The sequence below is a fragment of the Pseudoselenomonas ruminantium genome, assembly GCF_900113715.1.
In the GTDB taxonomy this organism is placed as follows: domain Bacteria; phylum Bacillota; class Negativicutes; order Selenomonadales; family Selenomonadaceae; genus Selenomonas_A; species Selenomonas_A caprae.
Genome location: NZ_FOQK01000006.1, coordinates 62,584 through 79,631 on the forward strand (window position 1 = coordinate 62,584; position 17,048 = coordinate 79,631).

Below are 17,048 nucleotides of genomic sequence, written 5' to 3' on the forward strand. Positions count from 1 at the left end.
AGCGATTGTTACAGCAGAAAATAGAGGAGTTGTGGAGCAATGGATACGAAAACGATAGCAAAAGCAGTAAGTGGTCTCAAGGGTGAGATTCAGATTCCGGGCGATAAATCCATATCGCATCGCAGTGTGATGTTCTCGGCACTCGGCAGCACGCCCGTGCATATCACGAATTTCCTGCATGCCCAGGACTGCATGTCGACGGCAGCCTGCATGCAGGCACTCGGTGCCAAGGTGGAATTCCTCAGCGATACGGAACTCATCGTGACCGGCAATGGCCTGCATGGTCTCAAGGAGCCGGACATGATCATCGATGCCGGCAATTCGGGGACGACCCTGCGTCTGATGATGGGCATTCTTGCTCCACAGCCTTTCCTCACGACGTTCACGGGCGATGCTTCGCTGCACAAACGGCCGATGGGACGCGTCATAAAGCCCTTGTCCCAGATGGGGGCCAAGATCTTTGGCCGCCAGCAGAACCAGAAACTGCCGATCACGATCGTGCCGGCCGAGGGCCGTTTCCAGGGTATGACGTACAACAGCCCCGTAGCAAGTGCACAGGTCAAATCGGCTGTCCTGCTGGCGGGCATGTACGCGGAAGGCGATACGACGGTCGTCGAGCCGTTCACCTCGCGCGACCATACGGAACGTATGCTGGAGGCCTTTGGTGTCCATACGGAAAAGCAGGGCACGGCGGTGACGATCCATCCGGTGGACGAGTTCCGTGCGCCGAAGGAGATAGAGGTGCCGGGCGATATCAGCTCGGCGGCTTACTGGCTGGTGGCAGGTGCCATCATTCCAGGCAGCGACCTCATGCTGCGCAATGTCGGTGTCAATCCGACGCGCACGGGCATTCTCGATGTACTCAAGGATATGGGTGCAGACATCGAGGTACTGAATGAACGCACGAGCGGTGGTGAGGCGGCTGCGGATATCCGCGTGCGGTACAGCAGGCTGCAGGGCACCCGGTTTGGCGCTGAGATCATGCCGCGGCTTATCGATGAGATCCCTGTCATTGCAGTGGCTGCGTTGTTTGCGGAAGGCGATACGGTCATCACAGGGGCAGGCGAGCTGCGCGTCAAGGAAACGGACCGCCTGCAGGCCATCACGGATCAGTTCAACAAGCTGGCACCGGGCGCTGTCGAAGGACAGGAGGATGGACTTATCATCCATGGCGGCCGGAAAATCGAGTCGGCGGCGGCATTTTCCTATGATGACCATCGCATCGCCATGTCGCTGGCCATCCTGGGCGCTGCCGGTGAGGGCGTGACCATCGAGCGGCCGGAGTGCGTCAACATCTCGTATCCGGCGTTCTACCAGACGCTGGAGGAATTGCGGTAATTAGCGGTCGAGCGTTGACCGGATTAATAGGAGGAATTGATTTTGAAGAATTTAGTTGTTGCCATTGATGGACCGGCAGGTGCCGGCAAAAGCACGGTTGCCCAGCTGGCGGCCAAGCAGCTTGGCTATACGTACATCGACACCGGTGCGATGTACCGCGCTGTGGCCTGGAAGACGCTGCAGCAGGGCCAGGAGGTCACGGACGAGCTGATCCTCGAAGTCGTCAAGAACATCGATGTCAATCTGCAGTATGCGGATGGCAAGACGAAGGTCACGGTTGACGGCACGGATGTCAGTGCGGCTATCCGCACGCCGGAAGTCAGCGGCATTGTCTCACAGGTAGCGGCGTTGGGGCCGGTGCGCGTCAAGATGGTTGACTTGCAGCGCAAGATGGCAGAGCGCGGCGGTGTGCTCATGGACGGCCGTGACATCGCGACCAATGTGCTGCCGAACGCCGATGTCAAGATCTTCCTCACGGCTTCGATCGAGGAGCGTGCGCAGCGACGCTGGAAGGAACTCCAGCAGAAGGGCTATGATATGACCCTCGAGAAATTGCAGCAGGATATCGCTGCCCGCGACAAGGCTGACAGTGAACGGGAGATCTCGCCGCTGGTGCAGGCAGAGGATGCAACGCTCCTGGATACGACGGGCCTTTCGATTGACGAGGTTGTCGCACGGATCCTCTCGATGTGCCAGTGAGGTGAGCCGATGCTATACGGAATACTTCAGATTGTCTTCGGCGCATTCTTCAAGATCTTTTTCCGCGCGGAGATCATCGGCCGCGAGAACATGCCAAAGGACGGTGCCGTTATCCTGGCCGCCAATCATATGAGCAACTGGGACCCGCCGTTTGTGGCGACGTTCCTCAAACGGCCTGTCAGCTACATGGCCAAGATCGAGCTCTTCGAGAATCCCATTTTCGGTGCAGCAATCCGCTCCTGCCACGCGTTTCCTGTCAAGCGCGGGGCTGCTGACCGCGGTGCCATCAAGGCGGCGATGCAGGTGCTCAAGCAGGGCAGATGCCTCGGTCTTTTCCCCGAGGGCACGCGCAGCCGCACGGGGAAGATGAAGAAGGCTGAAGCGGGAGTCGGCTTGATTGCCTCGCTGACGGATGCTCCGGTCGTACCTGCCGCCATCATCGGCACGGACCGCATCTTTGCCAACGGCGGTCACTTTCCCAAGCTCAAGGTCATCTATGGCGAACCGATGCATTTCACCGGTGACCGCAAGGACAAAGAGCAGCTCGAAGCCTTCTCGCAAGCGATCATGGAGCGGATTGCCGAACTCAAGGAAAAAAATCTTTAAATTGTTAAAAAATAGTTTGCTTGTCACTGCATTATATGATAAACTAAGCATTAGATTGCGAAAAATGATAGCTAATATAGCAAATTCGCATGATTGAATGTTGGTGGTTGATGTATGGAAGTCATTTTAGCAGACTATCTGGGATTCTGTTATGGCGTCAAGCGCGCGATAACGATTGCCAAGGAAAATGCTTCCGCTGATGGAACCGCCTGTACATTGGGACCAATCATCCATAATCCGCAGATGGTCGAGCGCCTGAAGCAAGAGGGCGTTGGTGCTGTCGATGATTTGGCTGAGATGGAGAAGGGAACTGTCATCATCCGTTCCCACGGTGTCGGCCCGCAGGTATATGATGCGGCTGAAAGCCGTGGCCTTGAAGTGGTCGATGCAACCTGCCCGCATGTCAAGAAAGCGCAGTTGTCTGCCAAATCGCTCGTCGATGAGGGCTATTCAGTCGTCATTGTCGGCGAGAAGGAACATCCGGAGGTTCGCAGCATATTTGAATGGTCGGCTGCTAAGGCGGCGGTTATCGAAACCGTGGAAGAAGCCGATGCGCTGCCAAGTTGTGCGAAGCTCGGGATCGTATGCCAGACGACATTCTCGGGCGCTAAGTTTCGGGAAATCGTATCGCATCTGCTGGAGAAATCCCGCGACATACGGATATTGCGCACGATATGTACAGCAACGGATCAGCGGCAGGCAGCGGCTATGGATTTAGCGGCAAAGGTAGATATGATGCTGGTCATTGGCGGCAAGAACAGTGCCAATACGACGCGGCTTGCACAGCTTTGTGCAGACAAATGCAGAACTTATCACATCGAAACTGCAGCGGAGCTGCAGGACGAGTGGTTTGATAAAATTGAAAAAATTGGTATTACAGCGGGCGCTTCTACGCCTGACTGGATTATCAAGGAGGTATATATAAAGTGTCAGAACAGATGAATATGGAAGAATTATTAGCACAGGCAGAGAGCTCGATGCCGGATATCCAGGAGCGTACGGTTGTTGAAGGTACCGTTATCCAGGTTTCCCGCGATGAAGCCTATGTTGATATCGGATACAAGCAGGAGATTGCTATTCCGAAGAGAGAGCTTGCTTATCCGGCTCCGGAGTCCGCTGAGGACGTAGTCAAAGTTGGCGATAAAATCGATGTTTATGTTGTTTCCCTTGGTGGCGACAACGGCGGCATCCTTTCCAAGGTAAAAGCTGACCGCATGGTTGCTTGGAAAGACATGGAAGCTGTCAAAGAGCGCGGTGAGCACGTTCAGGCTCAGGTCAACCAGGTTGTCAAAGGCGGCCTTGTTGCATCGGTCAATGGCCTGCGTGGTTTCATCCCGGCTTCCCAGATGGAGCTCCATTTCGTAAAAGACCTGTCGGTTTATGTTGGCCAGACGGTTGAGTGCGAAATCATCGAGATCGACGTACACAAACAGCGTCTCGTTCTTTCCCGCCGTGCACTTCTCGAAGTTGAGCGCGCTGCCAAAGAAGACGAGATCTTCTCCACCCTCGAGGCTGGCACGACGGTTCGCGGTACGGTCAAACGTATCGTTGACTACGGTGCATTCATCGATATCGGTGGCGTAGATGGTCTGGCTCATATCTCCGACCTCGCTTGGCACCGTGTAAAACATCCGTCGGATGTTCTCGAAGTTGGCCAGGAACTCGATGTATTTGTTAAATCCGTTGATACGGAAGCAAAACGCATCTCCCTGTCCATCAAAGATACGATGCGCGATCCGTGGCTCGACAATGCAGAGAAATATGCTGAGGGCGACATCATTGAAGGCAAAGTCATCAAACTGACGGACTTCGGTGCATTCATGGAAATCGAGCCGGGCTTCGATGGCCTGATTCCGATGGGCGAGCTCGCTGAGAAACGCATCGAGCGCGCTGATGAGGCTGTTCATGTTGGCGATGAGGTCAAGGTCAAAGTTCTGCGCATCGACACGAAGCGTAAACGCATCTCCCTGTCCATCACGAAAGCAAAAGACTAATCACTAGTCAGTATATCAACTGGATAGAATAACTCAGAGGAGTGATGATATAGCATCACTCCTTTGTTTTTGATGGGAGAAAAGATAAAGGATAGCGGGATTGAACTGAAAGAAAGAGACGATGTATGAGCAAGCAACATGCAGGTGTAATCCTGCGCATATACCCCGGCAGCCTGGCTGAGGAGCTTGAGCTGGTGCCGGGCGACAAGATTGTGTCCATCAATGGACAGGAGCTCCGGGATATTATCGACCTGAGCTTTGCCATGGCCGATGAGGAGATCGATCTGCTGATCGAACATGCCGATGGTGAGCAGGAGATGATTTCCTTCGACAAGGAATTTGACGAAGAACTCGGTGTCGAATTCGAGTCAGCTGTCTTTGACGGCATCCGCAACTGCGCGAACCACTGCTATTTCTGCTTTGTCGACATGATTGCCCCGAACATGCGCGGCAGCTTGTCCATCAAGGACGACGACTATCGTCTTTCGTTCCTCTATGGCAATTTCGTCACGATGACGAATATGGGCCCGGCTGATTTCAAGCGCATCGAGCAATTCCATCTGTCGCCGCTCTACGTTTCGGTCCAATGCATGAATCCGGAGCTGCGGGCCCAGATGCTTCGCTGCAAGGGAGCAGCCAGGATCGCTGAGCAGCTCGACAATCTTGAGCAGGCTGGTGCTGAGTATCATACGCAGGTCGTGCTCTGCAATGGTCTTAACGATGGGGAGGAGCTCGAGCGCACGATCCGCGAGATCGTCGCGCGGCGGCCCCATGCACAGTCACTGGCCATCGTGCCGGTGGGCATCACGAAGTACCGCACCGATCCGTTCCCGCTCACCCAGTTCGACGCAGCCGGGGCTGCCCGCGTCATCGACCAGGTGGAGAAGTGGCAGCGCAAGATCCAGCAGGAAGAGGGCCGCACCTTCATCTATCTGGGTGATGAGTTCTATCTGCTGGCAGGCCGGGAGGTACCGCCGTCGGAGTTCTATGATGGCTTCCCGCAGCTTGATAACGGCATCGGCCTGACGCGCAACTTCATCAACGATTGGGAAAAGACGGCTTCGGCAGCAGACCGCTATGAGGAGCCGGTCTATCTCGATGTCGTTTCGGGGACGTCTGTGGCCCCGATGCTGGAGAAGCTGGCGTCGTCCCTGGCGAAGGACAATCTGCATGTGCGCATCGTGCCGGTGGAGAACGATCACTTCGGCCATACGGTCAATGTTTCGGGGCTGCTCACGGCCAAGGACATCATGCGCAAGCTCGACAGCCTGGAGGGCAGGCGGACGGGCATCCTGATACCCGAGTCGGCATTGCGGTCGGGCGAAGATATCTTCCTTGACGATGTGACGCTGCAGGAACTTCAGGCCCATTATCCAGAGGCACGCATCGAGCCCGTGCAGGGCGGCAAGGATTTTCGGGAGGCTCTGTCTGGCTGGACAACCTATCACAAGGACCGCCAAGGCGAAACGGCCTACACCTGGCAGAGCAATGCGGGCTATACGAAAAATATCCAGTACTGAGGAATAGATATTCAGTTAGAAAGAAGGTAATATCATGAGCAAACCAATCGTGGCCATTGTCGGCCGGCCGAATGTGGGCAAATCCACCTTGTTCAACCAGATTGGCAAGAAGCGCGTATCTATCGTCGACGATATGCCGGGCGTGACGCGTGACCGCATCTATCTCGATGCGGAGTGGCTCAACCACGAGTTCACGATGATCGATACGGGGGGTATCGAGCTCGACGAGAGCAACCATATCCTCAAATCCATGCGCGATCAGGCACAGATTGCCATGGAGGAGGCCGATGTCATCTTGTTCCTTGTCGATGGCCGTGCTGGCCTGACGACGGCGGATGAAGAGGTCGCCAAGATCCTGCGCAGCACGAAGAAGCCGGTCATCCTCGGTGTCAATAAGATCGACAGCCCGCAGCTGGAGATGAATTCGTATGAATTCTACAACCTCGGCCTGGGCGATCCGATTCCTTTGTCGGCATCGAATGCGATGAACCTCGGCGATCTGCTCGATGCCATCGTCGCAGCTTTCCCGGAGCATGAGCTCGAGGATAAAGATGAGGATGAGATCAGCATCGCGGTCATCGGCCGCCCGAATGTGGGCAAATCCTCGATCGTCAATCAGCTGCTCGGCGAGGAACGCGTCATCGTCAGTGATATGGCTGGTACGACGCGCGATGCCATCGATACGCATTTTGTCAAGGACGGCATGAAGTTCATGCTGATCGATACGGCTGGCATGCGCCGCCGCGGTAAGATCGACGAGCCGGTGGAGCGTTACAGTGTCATGCGTTCGCTGCGCGCTATCGATCGTGCGGATGTTGTCTTGATGATGATTGACGCCTCGGAGGGCATCACGGAGCAGGACAAGAAGATTGCCGGCTATGCGCATGAGTCGGGCCGTGGTGTTGTCATTGTGGTCAACAAATGGGATATCTATCCGAACAAGGATGACAAATCAACGCTGCGCTTCACCGAAGAGCTGCGTGAGGAGATCGGCTTCCTGCAGTATGCACCGGTTCTCTATGCTTCGGCGCTCACGGGCCAGCGTGTCGGTCGCGTGACTGAGCTGGTCAAGTATGTTGCCGAGCAGCAGTCGATGCGCATCAAGACGAGCGTTTTAAATGAGCTGATCCGCGATGCGGTATCGATCAATCCGCCGCCGATGCACCGCGGCCGCCGTCTGAAGATCCTGTTCATGACCCAGGCCGATGTCAAGCCGCCAAAGTTCATCATCTTTGTCAACGATCCGGAACTCATGCACTTCTCGTATCTGCGCTTCATCGAGAACCGCCTGCGCGAGATGTACGGTTTCGAGGGAACGCCGCTGCGCCTGATCGTGCGCGCCCGGGATGAGGAGGACGAGTATTAATGGAGAATATGGCAATTGCATGTCTCATTGCGTATCTGCTGGGCTCAATCCCGAATGGCCTTGTTTTTGGCAAGCTGCTCTGGCACATTGACCTGCGCGAGCATGGCAGCCACAACATCGGTGCGACAAATGCCTGGCGCACGCTGGGCAAGGGGCCGGGCTTCTTGATCTTCCTGCTGGATTTCCTGAAGGGGGCCTTGAGTGTCTGGCTGGGCTCACTGCTCGTTGGTACGCCGCTGGCGATGGTGTTGGCTGGCGTCCTGGCGATTGTTGGCCATTCGTGTTCTCTGTTCCTGAAGTTCAAGGGGGGCAAGGGCGTGGCGACGGGGCTCGGTGTCATCGTCATGATGATGCCGCTGCCAGCGCTCATCGTCTTCCTGGTCTGGCTGGCCATCGTCAAGATCAGCGGCTATGTCTCGCTGGGGTCGATCGTCGCTGCTGCCTTGGTACCGGTCCTGGCCTGGCAGTTTGGTTATCCGGTGGAATACATCGGCTTTGGCGTGCTTGCCGCGGCCTTTATCATCATCCGCCATCACGCGAATATCGGCCGTCTTCTGAGTGGAACCGAAAGTAAGATCAAAGCTGGACATCGTTGACACTATTTACAATAATTCACGTAAAAACATATGAATTTTACAAGTGTGATGGACATTTGTAAAAAATATATTGGCAATCGTCCACGGTTTGTGGTATACTATCTTTTGTCAGTAGAAATATATCCATTGGAGGCGTAATATATGAATAATCAAAAGAGCGGATTCTTCCTCGTTCGCGAAGAAATCCTTCCAGAGGCCATCAAGAAGACCATCAAAGTCAAAGAGATGCTCAAACGCGGTGATGCTCGTACGATTAACGAAGCCGTGGAAAAAATGGAGCTGTCGCGCAGTGCGTATTATAAATATAAAGACTATGTATTCCCGTTCTATGAGGCAAGCCAGAACAAGATCGTCACGCTGACGTTCTTGCTTGAGCATAAGAAGGGTGTGCTTTCGAGTGTTCTCAACACAATCTCTTCGGATTCGGGCAGCATCATGACCATCAATCAGGGCATTCCGCTTCAGGGCGTAGCCAATGCTACGGTCTCGATCGAGACGGCCAACCTCAGCGTAGACCTCGAGGCTCTGCTCGACAAGCTGCGCATGGTTGATGGCGTGAAGCGTTTGGAAGTACTGGGACAGGCTTAAGCAGAAAAGGAGGTGCGTCGATATGGAGAAAGTGATTCGTGTAGGTCTACTGGGAGCCGGTACCGTGGGCTCCGGTGTCATTCAAGTACTGGAGATGAATCGGCGGCAGATTACCGAGCGCGTCGGCGCACAGATCCAGCTCAAGACCGTCCTGGTCCGCAATCTGGCCAAGAAACGTCCGCAGCTTGAGGGCTATGTGCTGACGGACAATATCGATGATATCGTGAAGGATGAAGAGATTGATGTCGTCGTCGAGCTTATGGGCGGCCTTGAGCCGGCCCGTGAGTATATGCTCAAGGCCATGGAGCATGGCAAGAGCGTCGTGACGGCGAACAAGGACGTCGTCGCGCAGTTCGGCAAGGAAATGTTTGCCATGGCGGAGAAGCATGATGTCGATTTCATGTTTGAAGCCAGCGTCGGCGGCGGCATCCCCATCATCACGCCGCTCAAGCAGTGCCTGACGGCAAATAAGATCACGGAGATCATGGGCATCGTCAATGGTACGACCAACTACATGCTCACGAAGATGACCGAGTGCGGCAGTGATTACGATGAGGTGCTCAAGGAGGCACAGGCCAAGGGCTATGCCGAGGCGAATCCTTCAGCCGATGTCGATGGCCTCGATGCTGCGCGCAAGGCGGCCATCCTTGCTTCGCTGGCGTTCAATACCCGCGTGGAGCTCAAGGACGTATCGGTGGAGGGCATCACGAAAATCACGCCAGATGATATCGAATACGCGCGCAACCTCGGCTATGTCGTGAAGCTGCTGGCTGTCGGCAAGGATTCGCCCGAGCATGGCGTCGATGTCCGCGTGCATCCGGTGTTCCTGCCCAAGGAGCATCCGCTGGCAGCGGTCAATGGCGTGTTCAACGCAATCTTTGTCCGCGGCAATGCGATCGGCGAGGCGATGTTCTATGGTCAGGGAGCCGGTTCGCTGCCCACAGCTTCAGCTGTTGTCGCAGATATCATCGATGTCTCCCGCGATATCGTCAATGATACCTTTGGGCGCGTGCGCTGCACCTGCTATGAGCAGAAGCGTCTCTGCCCGCTGGAAGAGACGGAGTCGTCTTACTACGTGCGCTTGCTGGTGGATGATAAGCCCGGCGTCCTCGGCCTTATCGCGACGGCGTTCGGCGATGCCGGCGTCAGCCTCAAATCGGTCATCCAGACCCAGCGGAATATCGTCGACCATGCCGAGATCGTCGCTATCACCCATGCGGTCCGTCATGCGAGCATCCAGGCAGCTCTGCAGGAGCTCAAGGGGATGCCGGTGGTCGATGAGATCCGCAATGTCATTCGCGTAGAGAAGGAGCAGGCTTGATGTCTTTTGCAGATCATACGATAAGAGTCCGTGTTCCGGGCACGAGCGCCAACTGCGGCCCGGGCTTTGATGCGATAGGACTGGCTTGCACCGTCTATAACGATCTGGAGCTCACGCTCAAGAAGGAAGCAGGCGTCAAGATCACGATAAGCGGCGAGGGGGCTGCGAACATCCCCTGCGATGGCCGCAATATCGTCTGGCGGTCTGTGCAGTATCTTTTGCGCAAGGCAGGCCTTCTTGACCAATATCTGGGCGCGGTCATCCATATGGAGAACAACGTGCCGTTGTCGCGGGGCCTGGGCAGCAGTGCCACGGCGATCGTCGCCGGCCTCAAGGCCGCCAATGTATTGATCGGCAACCGCTTCAACCGGCGGGAGCTGTTGCAGTTCGCTACGGATATCGAGGGACATCCCGATAATGTAGCTCCGGCGATCTTTGGCGGCTTTACCGTGAGCACCGTGACGCGGGGGGATGTGGAGTGCTTCTCGTTCTTGCCGAAATTCCGCATGAAGCTCATCGTGGCCGTGCCGGATTTCCCGCTGTCGACGCGCAAGGCACGCGCTGTGCTGCCGGCACAGGTGCCGATGGCCGATGCTGTGAACAATATCAGCCGGGCTTCGATGCTCGTGGCGGCACTCTGCAAGGGCAATGAGAAGTTCCTGCGCAATGTGTTTGATGATGCACTGCACCAGCCGTATCGTGCCAAGCTGATTCCGGGCATGTATGATGTCTTCGCAGCTGCCCGCAAGGCGGGAGCGCTCGGAGCTAACCTCAGTGGAGCCGGGCCTTGCCTGATTGCCTATGCGCTCGAGCGCCGCCACTGTGAAGAGGCGGTGGGGGAAGCGATGAAGGCTGCTTTCCGCCAGCATGATGTGGAGGCGAAGATCCTCATCATGGATCTGGATACGCGCGGTGCGCATATCGTGAAATAAGAGCCATACCGACACCTTCTCCTGCGGGGGAAGGTGTTTTTGATGATACAGGAGAGTAAGGGGAACACGATGAAGGAAGAAGAATTTGCCCGGCGGCTGAAAGCGGCTGGTGCACGTGTGTTTTTGGTCGGTGGCTGGGTGCGTGACTATGTGCGCGGCGTCACGCCCCATGACAAGGATTATATGGTCTCCGGCATCACCGAGCAGCAATTCACGGTGCTCCTGCCGGAGGCTGTCAAGGTGGGCCGATCGTTCCCGGTCTATCTGGTCACGATCGACGGCCAGCGATCCGAGGTCGCCTTTGCGCGCAAGGAACGCAAGACGGGCAGCGGCTATAACGGTTTTTCCGTTGACTATAACCCTGAGGTGACGGTGGAGGAGGATCTCTACCGCCGCGATACGACCATGAACAGCCTGGCCATGGAATTGCCCCAGGGGGAAATCATCGATCTCTACGGTGGCATCGCTGACATCCGGCAGCAGCGCATCCGCGCCATATCGGAGCATTTCTGCGAAGACCCTGTACGGGCCCTGCGGGCTGCGCGTCAGGCGGCTGAGTTCGGCTTCGCCATCAGCGACGACACGTATGCGCTGATGGCTGCTTGCCAAGAAGAGCTTGGTGCAGAGCCGGCCGAGCGGCTGCTGGCTGAGCTGCGGCGTGCCCTGCAGGCACCAAAGCCGTCCGTGTATTTCCGCAGCCTTGCCCGAGCTGGCCTGTTGGCTGTGGTATTTCCGGAGCTGGCCGCATTGATCGGCAAAACGCAGCCTGTGGCGTTCCATCCCGAGGGCGATGCGTTTGCGCATACGATGCTGGTCGTCGATACGGTGGCTGCCGAAACGGATTCCCTGTTGGCACGGTTCGCCGGCCTGGTGCATGACTTGGGCAAAGGACAGACGCCCAAGGAAATGGAGCCGCACCATTACGGACATGAGGAACGGGGGCTGGCAATCCTCAAGGCTTGGAACGCGCGCATGACACTGCCCAGGGAGTGGCTCCAGGGCGGCCTGTTCGTGATTGCCCAGCATATGCGGGCCCCGCGCATCGGCAAGGCGGCCAAGATCGTCGATCTGCTGCTGGCAGTAGACAAAAGCTGCCTGAGCTGGCCGGAGTTCAATGCGGTGATCCGTGCGGATCATCACAGCCTGCCATGGTATCTCGCGCAGGCTCCGGCCATCGTCCGGCAGCTGAAGCGCGTGAGCGGCCGCGATTGTCCTGCAGGCATGACAGGCCCGCAGGTAGGCGTATGGGTACGGAATCAGCAGGTCAAAGTTTATCGAAATCTCTTGATTGATTCGGATTGTGCCGATTAGAGTTGCCAAATTTTCAAAAAGTCGCTATAATTAAGATAATAAATGGCGCACGAAAAGCGTCAGTCGATATGGAGATGCTGAGGAGGCGACAGTTCATGAGCTACATCATTCCGTATAAATCGGTGGCACCAAAGATCGATCCAAGTGTTTTTCTAGCTCCGTCGGCTACGGTAGTCGGTGATGTCGAAATCGGTGAGGGAGCAAGTATCTGGTTCAATGCGGTGGTCCGCGGGGATTTCCAACCCCTCCGGATCGGCAAGAATACCAACGTCCAGGATAATGCGGTGATCCATGTCATGGCGAATGTTCCTACGGAGATCGGCGATGATGTCACGATCGGGCACAATGCGATCATCCATGCACGCAAGATCGGCAACAACTGCCTGGTGGGCATGGGGTCGATCATTCTGGGCTATACCGAGATCGGTGACAACGTCGTGATCGGCGCGGGGACGATGATCACTCAGCATAAGAAGATCCCAAGCAATTCGCTCGTCTATGGCAACCCGGCGCAGATCATCCGGGCACTGCGCGAGGACGAGATCGAGGCATTGCATGATTCGGCGCTCGACTATCGCAAGGTAGCAGAAAATTACAAGGCAGAGATGCTTTGATTGATTTTAATATTTCTATACTTAGGCAAGGGGATTTGTTTCAATGGAAAAAACACTCGTACTCATCAAACCGGATGCGTTCAGCAAGCATTACAGCGGGGATATCATCAAGCGCTATGAGCAGGAAGGCTTCCGCATCGTGGCGATGAAGCTGCTCAAGATGGATGAGCGGCTGGCATCCATCCATTACGAGGAGCATATCGGCCGTCCGTATTATGACGATCTCGTGAGCTTCATGACGTCAGCACCGCTGATTGCGCTGGTCCTTGAAGGCGAGGATGCCATTGCCCGCGTCCGCAAGCTGCATGGCAAGACGAATCCGGCTGAGGCCGAGGAGGGTACGATCCGCAAGCAGTTTGCTGCCAGCGGCAGCCGCAATGCGGTCCATGCGTCGGATAGCGTCGAGAATGCCAACCGCGAGATACATATCTTCTTCAATGAGACGGAGATCCTCGATGGCCAGTATCATGCCAAAGAGTGATCTGCGATAGGAGCAGAGGCTCCAGGTTACGGCCTGGAGCTTTTTTGCTGCCTGCGGTAGAGCCTTTGGTAGTGGAGCCTGGTATCTATGGGATTGGCAGAGTTTCTGGGAAAATATAGCAGCCGCAGCAGGATATTATAAATTTTCGGAGAATACAGATAATATCATAACAATAGGAGGGAATGTCAATGAAGAACTATAAGAGTACCAATATTCGCAATGTCGCTGTCGTGGGACATGGGAAAACAGGCAAGACAAGCCTGCTGGATGCCTGTCTGTTCAATACGGAAGCCGTGAAACGTCTCGGAAGTGTTGAGGATAACACGAGCGCTTTGGACTATGAGCCAGAAGAGACGAAACGCGGTATGACGGTCAACCTGAAACTGGCAGCCTGCGAATGGCGGGACTTCAAGCTCAATTTCATTGACACGCCGGGCTATCCGGATTTCGTTGGCGAAGTGAAGGATGCGATGGCGGCGGCCGATAGTGCCTTGATTGTCATTTCGGCTTCGTCGGGCATCAAGTCTGGTACGGAGAATGCATGGTACTATGCAGAGGAGAACGAATTGCCGCGGGCTTTTTTCATTAACAAGATGGACCGTGAGCATGCGGACTTCGACGGGGTCGTCGAGGAGCTGCGCGTGCGCTTCGGCGACGGCGTCGTGCCGGTGCAGCTGCCGATCGGCAAAGAGGCAGCGTTCCAAGGTGTTGTGGACCTGCTGTCTCTGCATATGAAGATCGTCACCCATGACAAGGAGGTCATCAAGGACGAGGTGCCTGAATACATGGCAGCAGAAGTCGAGCAGGCACGGCAGAAGATGATCGAAGCGATTTCCGAGTTCAACGATGAGCTGCTGGAGAAATATATCGAGGGGGCCGATATCACGGAAGTGGAGATTGCCGCGGCGCTCATCGAGGGCATCCAGGCTGGCAAGATCTTTCCGGTGTTCTGCGGGTCAGCAAAGCAGAACATCGGCATGCGCAAGCTGATGAATGGCATCGTCGAGTACATGCCGACGCCGTATTTCAAGGTATCAATCGGCCTTGACCCCGTGAGCGGCGAGCTCAAGGAGCGCCATACCGAGGATGCCTTCTCGGCACAGGTATTCAAGACAATCGTCGATCCCTTTGTCGGGCGCCAGAGTTTCATCCGTATCTTGTCGGGGGATATGCGCGGGGATGCATCGTATTTCCATCCGAACAAGGAAAACGAGGAGCGCATCGGCACGCTGTTCACGATGCAGGGCAAGGTCCAGCACAATCTGAATCAGGTGGCGGCTGGCGATATTGTCGTGACGACGAAGCTGCAGCAGGTGAAGACTGGCGACACGCTCTGCGATAAAAGCGATGCTATCCAGTATGAAGCAATCGCGTATCCGGAGGCGATGCTGGAAATGGCAGCCTCGGCCCACAAAAAAGGCGAAGAGGATAAGGTATTCGGTGCGCTGGCCAAGCAGCAGGATGAAGATCCGACCATCCTGGTAAGCAAAAACAAAGAGACAGGGGAGACCTTGGTCCGTGGTGTCGGCGAAGTCCATCTGGAGATATTGGCCGAGAAGCTCCAGCGCAAATTCGGGGCGGAGATCGAGCTCAGCAAGCCACGGGTGCCATACCGTGAGACGATACGCCAGAGTGTCAAGGTACAGGGACGCCACAAGAAGCAGAGCGGTGGTCATGGACAGTTCGGCGATGTCTGGCTCGAGATCGGGCCGCGCGAAGCTGGTTCGGGCAACGAGTTCACCGAGACGATCTTTGGCGGCAGCGTGCCGAAGCAGTATATCCCAGCCGTCGAGAAGGGGACAGCTGAGACGCTGGCCCAGGGCGTGTTGGCAGGATTCCCGGTTGTTGATGTCAAGGTCAATCTTTACGATGGCTCCTATCATCCTGTCGATTCGTCGGAGGCAGCATTCAAGACGGCGGCAGCCCTGGCCATCCGCAAAGGAGTCATGGAGGCAGACCCGATCCTGCTCGAACCGATCGAGACCATCAAGGTCCTGACGCCGGAGTATTATCTAGGTGATGTCATGGGACGGCTCAACAGCAAGCGCGCCCATGTGCTCGGCGTCGATAGCAAAGACCGTGATATGAGTGAAATCCAGGCCTTGATCCCGCTGGCAGAGCTCTATAAGTTCGCAACGGACCTGCGTTCGCTGACACAGGGACGCGGCTCGTATCAGCTGGAATTTGCCCGCTATGAGCCGGTGCCGGAGCGCGCGGCCGCAGACATCATTGCCGAAGCACAGGCACGGTAGGAATATGTGCAAGCCTCAGGGCCTTTCCTTTTGCGGAGAGGCCCTTTTCACTTGCAAACACGGGGTAAAGATGTTAAGCTAATAAGGTAATTGCTGCCGTGTCTGCGGCAAAAAAAACAAAGAAAAGAGATAGTGTATTATGTGGGAAAAAGTTTGCGCTGGAATGTTGGGCGCGATGATGATAACGGGGACGGCGGCCGGTGTTTCGGCTGCTGAGAAGGGCAGTGTGCAGCCGCAGGTGGCCGTGGCACCTGCCGCTGAGAAAGAGCAGGCCGCGCAGCCTGCTGCACAGCCAGCTGCGCAGGAGCCGGTGGCTGATGTGGCAGCAGAAGAGAAGAAGGACGAGCAGAAGAAAGAAGACCAGCTGAAGATCTCGATCAATCTGGCGGCGCGTTCGCTGGCACTGTACCGTGGCGCGGAAAAGGTCCGCCTGTATCCGATTGCACCGGGAACGGCCTCGACGCCGACGCCGACTGGTTATTACAAGGTCAGTGAAAAGGAAGTCAATCCGACCTGGACAGACCCCGAGACTGGCACATCAATCCCGTCGGGCCCTGATTGTCCGCTGGGATATCGCTGGATTGGCGTGCAGGGCAACATCGGCATCCACGGTACGAACAATCCCGGCTCTATTGGCACGTATGCTTCCCATGGCTGCATGCGCATGTTTGAGAAGGACGTCGAGGAGCTTTACAGTCTGATCCATGTCGGCACGCCGATTGAAATCACGTATAACCGTGTAGTCGTCGAGAAGGCGCCGGCTGATGGTACGGTCGTATACTACATTTATCCCGATGAGTATGGCTGGCAGAAGATTACAACCGAAGAAGTGCATAAATGGCTCAGTGGCTATGGTGTTGGCAATTTTGTCAGCGATGAGGAAATTGACAAGAAAATCGTCGAATCGGATGGCAATCCGACGTATATTGGCAAGGTTTATCCGCTCTATGTCAATGGCAAGCGGTTGAAGAACAATGCCGTTGAGCAGGATGGTGTACTGTATTTGCCGGCAATCGATCTGGCGGATGCTGTCAAGGTCAACCTGGGCTGGATTCCAGAGGCGCAGACGCTCATGAGTACCTATGGCAAGGCACTTGGCGTGGATAAGCGCGATGTGCTTTATTGTACGGATAAAGATGTACGGACGTTGTTCCATTTGACGGGTGGCATGGACAAGGAGAAACGCTATTCGCTGCAGACCGTTGCTGCTGAAGTCCGTACGGAAAAAGAGCCTGCGGCTCAAAGCCAGAAGGTTGCGGGTGACACAAAAGCAGTGCCTGTGCAAGAAAAGGCAGAGACTAAGCCGGTGCTGACCGATGGCAGTGCCAGCAAGAAATCGTTGACGGAAATCTACCAGGAGGCTACGAAGTAAGCACCAGGTTCCTGGAAAATGATCGGTTGGTACATTTTTAATTGAACAATATGAGGAG

Annotated in this window: 16 protein-coding genes; all 16 read left to right on the forward strand. The window is 55.7% G+C overall.

Translation table 11 applies throughout. The features are described from left to right. Window positions 1–39: 39 nt before the first annotated feature. The 16 genes from aroA (at window position 40) to BM181_RS04630 (ending at window position 16,990) form a co-directional block, all read left to right on the forward strand. The gene (gene aroA, locus BM181_RS04555) at window positions 40–1,338 is read left to right on the forward strand and encodes a 3-phosphoshikimate 1-carboxyvinyltransferase (RefSeq protein WP_075442624.1); all 1,299 of its coding nucleotides are present in this window, start codon (window positions 40–42) and stop codon (window positions 1,336–1,338) included. A gap of 42 nt (window positions 1,339–1,380) precedes the next feature. Continuing rightward, window positions 1,381–2,037, forward strand: a complete 657-nt coding sequence (gene cmk, locus BM181_RS04560; RefSeq protein ID WP_177207164.1) for a (d)CMP kinase — start codon at window positions 1,381–1,383, stop codon at window positions 2,035–2,037. A gap of 9 nt (window positions 2,038–2,046) precedes the next feature. Continuing rightward, window positions 2,047–2,643 (forward strand): lysophospholipid acyltransferase family protein, encoded by a 597-nt coding sequence (locus BM181_RS04565; protein WP_075442626.1) that lies wholly within the window; start codon window positions 2,047–2,049, stop codon window positions 2,641–2,643. Between the two features lie 114 nt (window positions 2,644–2,757). Beyond that, window positions 2,758–3,585 carry a 4-hydroxy-3-methylbut-2-enyl diphosphate reductase gene (gene ispH / locus BM181_RS04570; protein ID WP_075442627.1) on the forward strand — a complete coding sequence of 276 codons (828 nt, stop codon included), beginning with the start codon at window positions 2,758–2,760 and terminating at the stop codon, window positions 3,583–3,585. Between the two features lie 2 nt (window positions 3,586–3,587). After that, the gene (rpsA, locus tag BM181_RS04575; RefSeq protein WP_255449292.1) at window positions 3,588–4,637 is read left to right on the forward strand and encodes a 30S ribosomal protein S1; all 1,050 of its coding nucleotides are present in this window, start codon (window positions 3,588–3,590) and stop codon (window positions 4,635–4,637) included. A gap of 125 nt (window positions 4,638–4,762) precedes the next feature. After that, entirely contained in the window at window positions 4,763–6,157 is a 1,395-nt protein-coding gene (locus BM181_RS04580) for a DUF512 domain-containing protein (protein ID WP_075442629.1), read from the forward strand. A gap of 34 nt (window positions 6,158–6,191) precedes the next feature. After that, the gene (gene der, locus BM181_RS04585) at window positions 6,192–7,523 is read left to right on the forward strand and encodes a ribosome biogenesis GTPase Der (RefSeq protein ID WP_075442630.1); all 1,332 of its coding nucleotides are present in this window, start codon (window positions 6,192–6,194) and stop codon (window positions 7,521–7,523) included. Further along, window positions 7,523–8,119, forward strand: a complete 597-nt coding sequence (gene plsY, locus BM181_RS04590; protein WP_075442631.1) for a glycerol-3-phosphate 1-O-acyltransferase PlsY — start codon at window positions 7,523–7,525, stop codon at window positions 8,117–8,119. The genes der and plsY overlap by 1 nt, the downstream gene beginning before the upstream one ends. 141 nt (window positions 8,120–8,260) lie before the next feature. Beyond that, window positions 8,261–8,707 carry an ACT domain-containing protein gene (locus tag BM181_RS04595; protein WP_033170805.1) on the forward strand — a complete coding sequence of 149 codons (447 nt, stop codon included), beginning with the start codon at window positions 8,261–8,263 and terminating at the stop codon, window positions 8,705–8,707. Window positions 8,708–8,729: 22 nt separating this feature from the next. Beyond that, window positions 8,730–10,028, forward strand: a complete 1,299-nt coding sequence (locus tag BM181_RS04600) for a homoserine dehydrogenase (protein ID WP_075442632.1) — start codon at window positions 8,730–8,732, stop codon at window positions 10,026–10,028. Then, window positions 10,028–10,960, forward strand: coding sequence for a homoserine kinase (thrB, locus tag BM181_RS04605; protein ID WP_075442633.1), 933 nt, complete (start codon window positions 10,028–10,030; stop codon window positions 10,958–10,960). The genes BM181_RS04600 and thrB overlap by 1 nt, the downstream gene beginning before the upstream one ends. A 69-nt stretch (window positions 10,961–11,029) precedes the next feature. Beyond that, window positions 11,030–12,271: a tRNA nucleotidyltransferase/poly(A) polymerase-related protein gene (locus BM181_RS04610; protein ID WP_075442634.1), complete on the forward strand. Its 1,242-nt coding sequence runs from the start codon at window positions 11,030–11,032 to the stop codon at window positions 12,269–12,271. Between the two features lie 95 nt (window positions 12,272–12,366). Continuing rightward, window positions 12,367–12,885, forward strand: a complete 519-nt coding sequence (locus tag BM181_RS04615) for a gamma carbonic anhydrase family protein (RefSeq protein WP_075442635.1) — start codon at window positions 12,367–12,369, stop codon at window positions 12,883–12,885. A gap of 43 nt (window positions 12,886–12,928) precedes the next feature. Further along, window positions 12,929–13,366 carry a nucleoside-diphosphate kinase gene (ndk, locus tag BM181_RS04620; RefSeq protein ID WP_075442636.1) on the forward strand — a complete coding sequence of 146 codons (438 nt, stop codon included), beginning with the start codon at window positions 12,929–12,931 and terminating at the stop codon, window positions 13,364–13,366. 188 nt (window positions 13,367–13,554) lie between these two features. Then, window positions 13,555–15,618, forward strand: coding sequence for an elongation factor G (fusA, locus tag BM181_RS04625; protein ID WP_075442637.1), 2,064 nt, complete (start codon window positions 13,555–13,557; stop codon window positions 15,616–15,618). A gap of 139 nt (window positions 15,619–15,757) precedes the next feature. After that, window positions 15,758–16,990: a L,D-transpeptidase gene (locus BM181_RS04630; RefSeq protein ID WP_075442638.1), complete on the forward strand. Its 1,233-nt coding sequence runs from the start codon at window positions 15,758–15,760 to the stop codon at window positions 16,988–16,990. Window positions 16,991–17,048: the final 58 nt, after the last annotated feature.

What these genes read in the sequence shown, in the direction of transcription:
- aroA (WP_075442624.1), top strand. Translation starts at nt 40, where the DNA reads ATGGATACGAAAACGATAGCAAAAGCAGTAAGTGGTCTCAAGGGTGAG.
- BM181_RS04565 (WP_075442626.1), top strand. Translation starts at nt 2,047, where the DNA reads ATGCTATACGGAATACTTCAGATTGTCTTCGGCGCATTCTTCAAGATC.
- ispH (WP_075442627.1), top strand. Translation starts at nt 2,758, where the DNA reads ATGGAAGTCATTTTAGCAGACTATCTGGGATTCTGTTATGGCGTCAAG.
- rpsA (WP_255449292.1), top strand. Translation starts at nt 3,588, where the DNA reads ATGGAAGAATTATTAGCACAGGCAGAGAGCTCGATGCCGGATATCCAG.
- BM181_RS04580 (WP_075442629.1), top strand. Translation starts at nt 4,763, where the DNA reads ATGAGCAAGCAACATGCAGGTGTAATCCTGCGCATATACCCCGGCAGC.
- der (WP_075442630.1), top strand. Translation starts at nt 6,192, where the DNA reads ATGAGCAAACCAATCGTGGCCATTGTCGGCCGGCCGAATGTGGGCAAA.
- plsY (WP_075442631.1), top strand. Translation starts at nt 7,523, where the DNA reads ATGGAGAATATGGCAATTGCATGTCTCATTGCGTATCTGCTGGGCTCA.
- BM181_RS04595 (WP_033170805.1), top strand. Translation starts at nt 8,261, where the DNA reads ATGAATAATCAAAAGAGCGGATTCTTCCTCGTTCGCGAAGAAATCCTT.
- BM181_RS04600 (WP_075442632.1), top strand. Translation starts at nt 8,730, where the DNA reads ATGGAGAAAGTGATTCGTGTAGGTCTACTGGGAGCCGGTACCGTGGGC.
- thrB (WP_075442633.1), top strand. Translation starts at nt 10,028, where the DNA reads ATGTCTTTTGCAGATCATACGATAAGAGTCCGTGTTCCGGGCACGAGC.
- BM181_RS04610 (WP_075442634.1), top strand. Translation starts at nt 11,030, where the DNA reads ATGAAGGAAGAAGAATTTGCCCGGCGGCTGAAAGCGGCTGGTGCACGT.
- BM181_RS04615 (WP_075442635.1), top strand. Translation starts at nt 12,367, where the DNA reads ATGAGCTACATCATTCCGTATAAATCGGTGGCACCAAAGATCGATCCA.
- ndk (WP_075442636.1), top strand. Translation starts at nt 12,929, where the DNA reads ATGGAAAAAACACTCGTACTCATCAAACCGGATGCGTTCAGCAAGCAT.
- fusA (WP_075442637.1), top strand. Translation starts at nt 13,555, where the DNA reads ATGAAGAACTATAAGAGTACCAATATTCGCAATGTCGCTGTCGTGGGA.
- BM181_RS04630 (WP_075442638.1), top strand. Translation starts at nt 15,758, where the DNA reads ATGTGGGAAAAAGTTTGCGCTGGAATGTTGGGCGCGATGATGATAACG.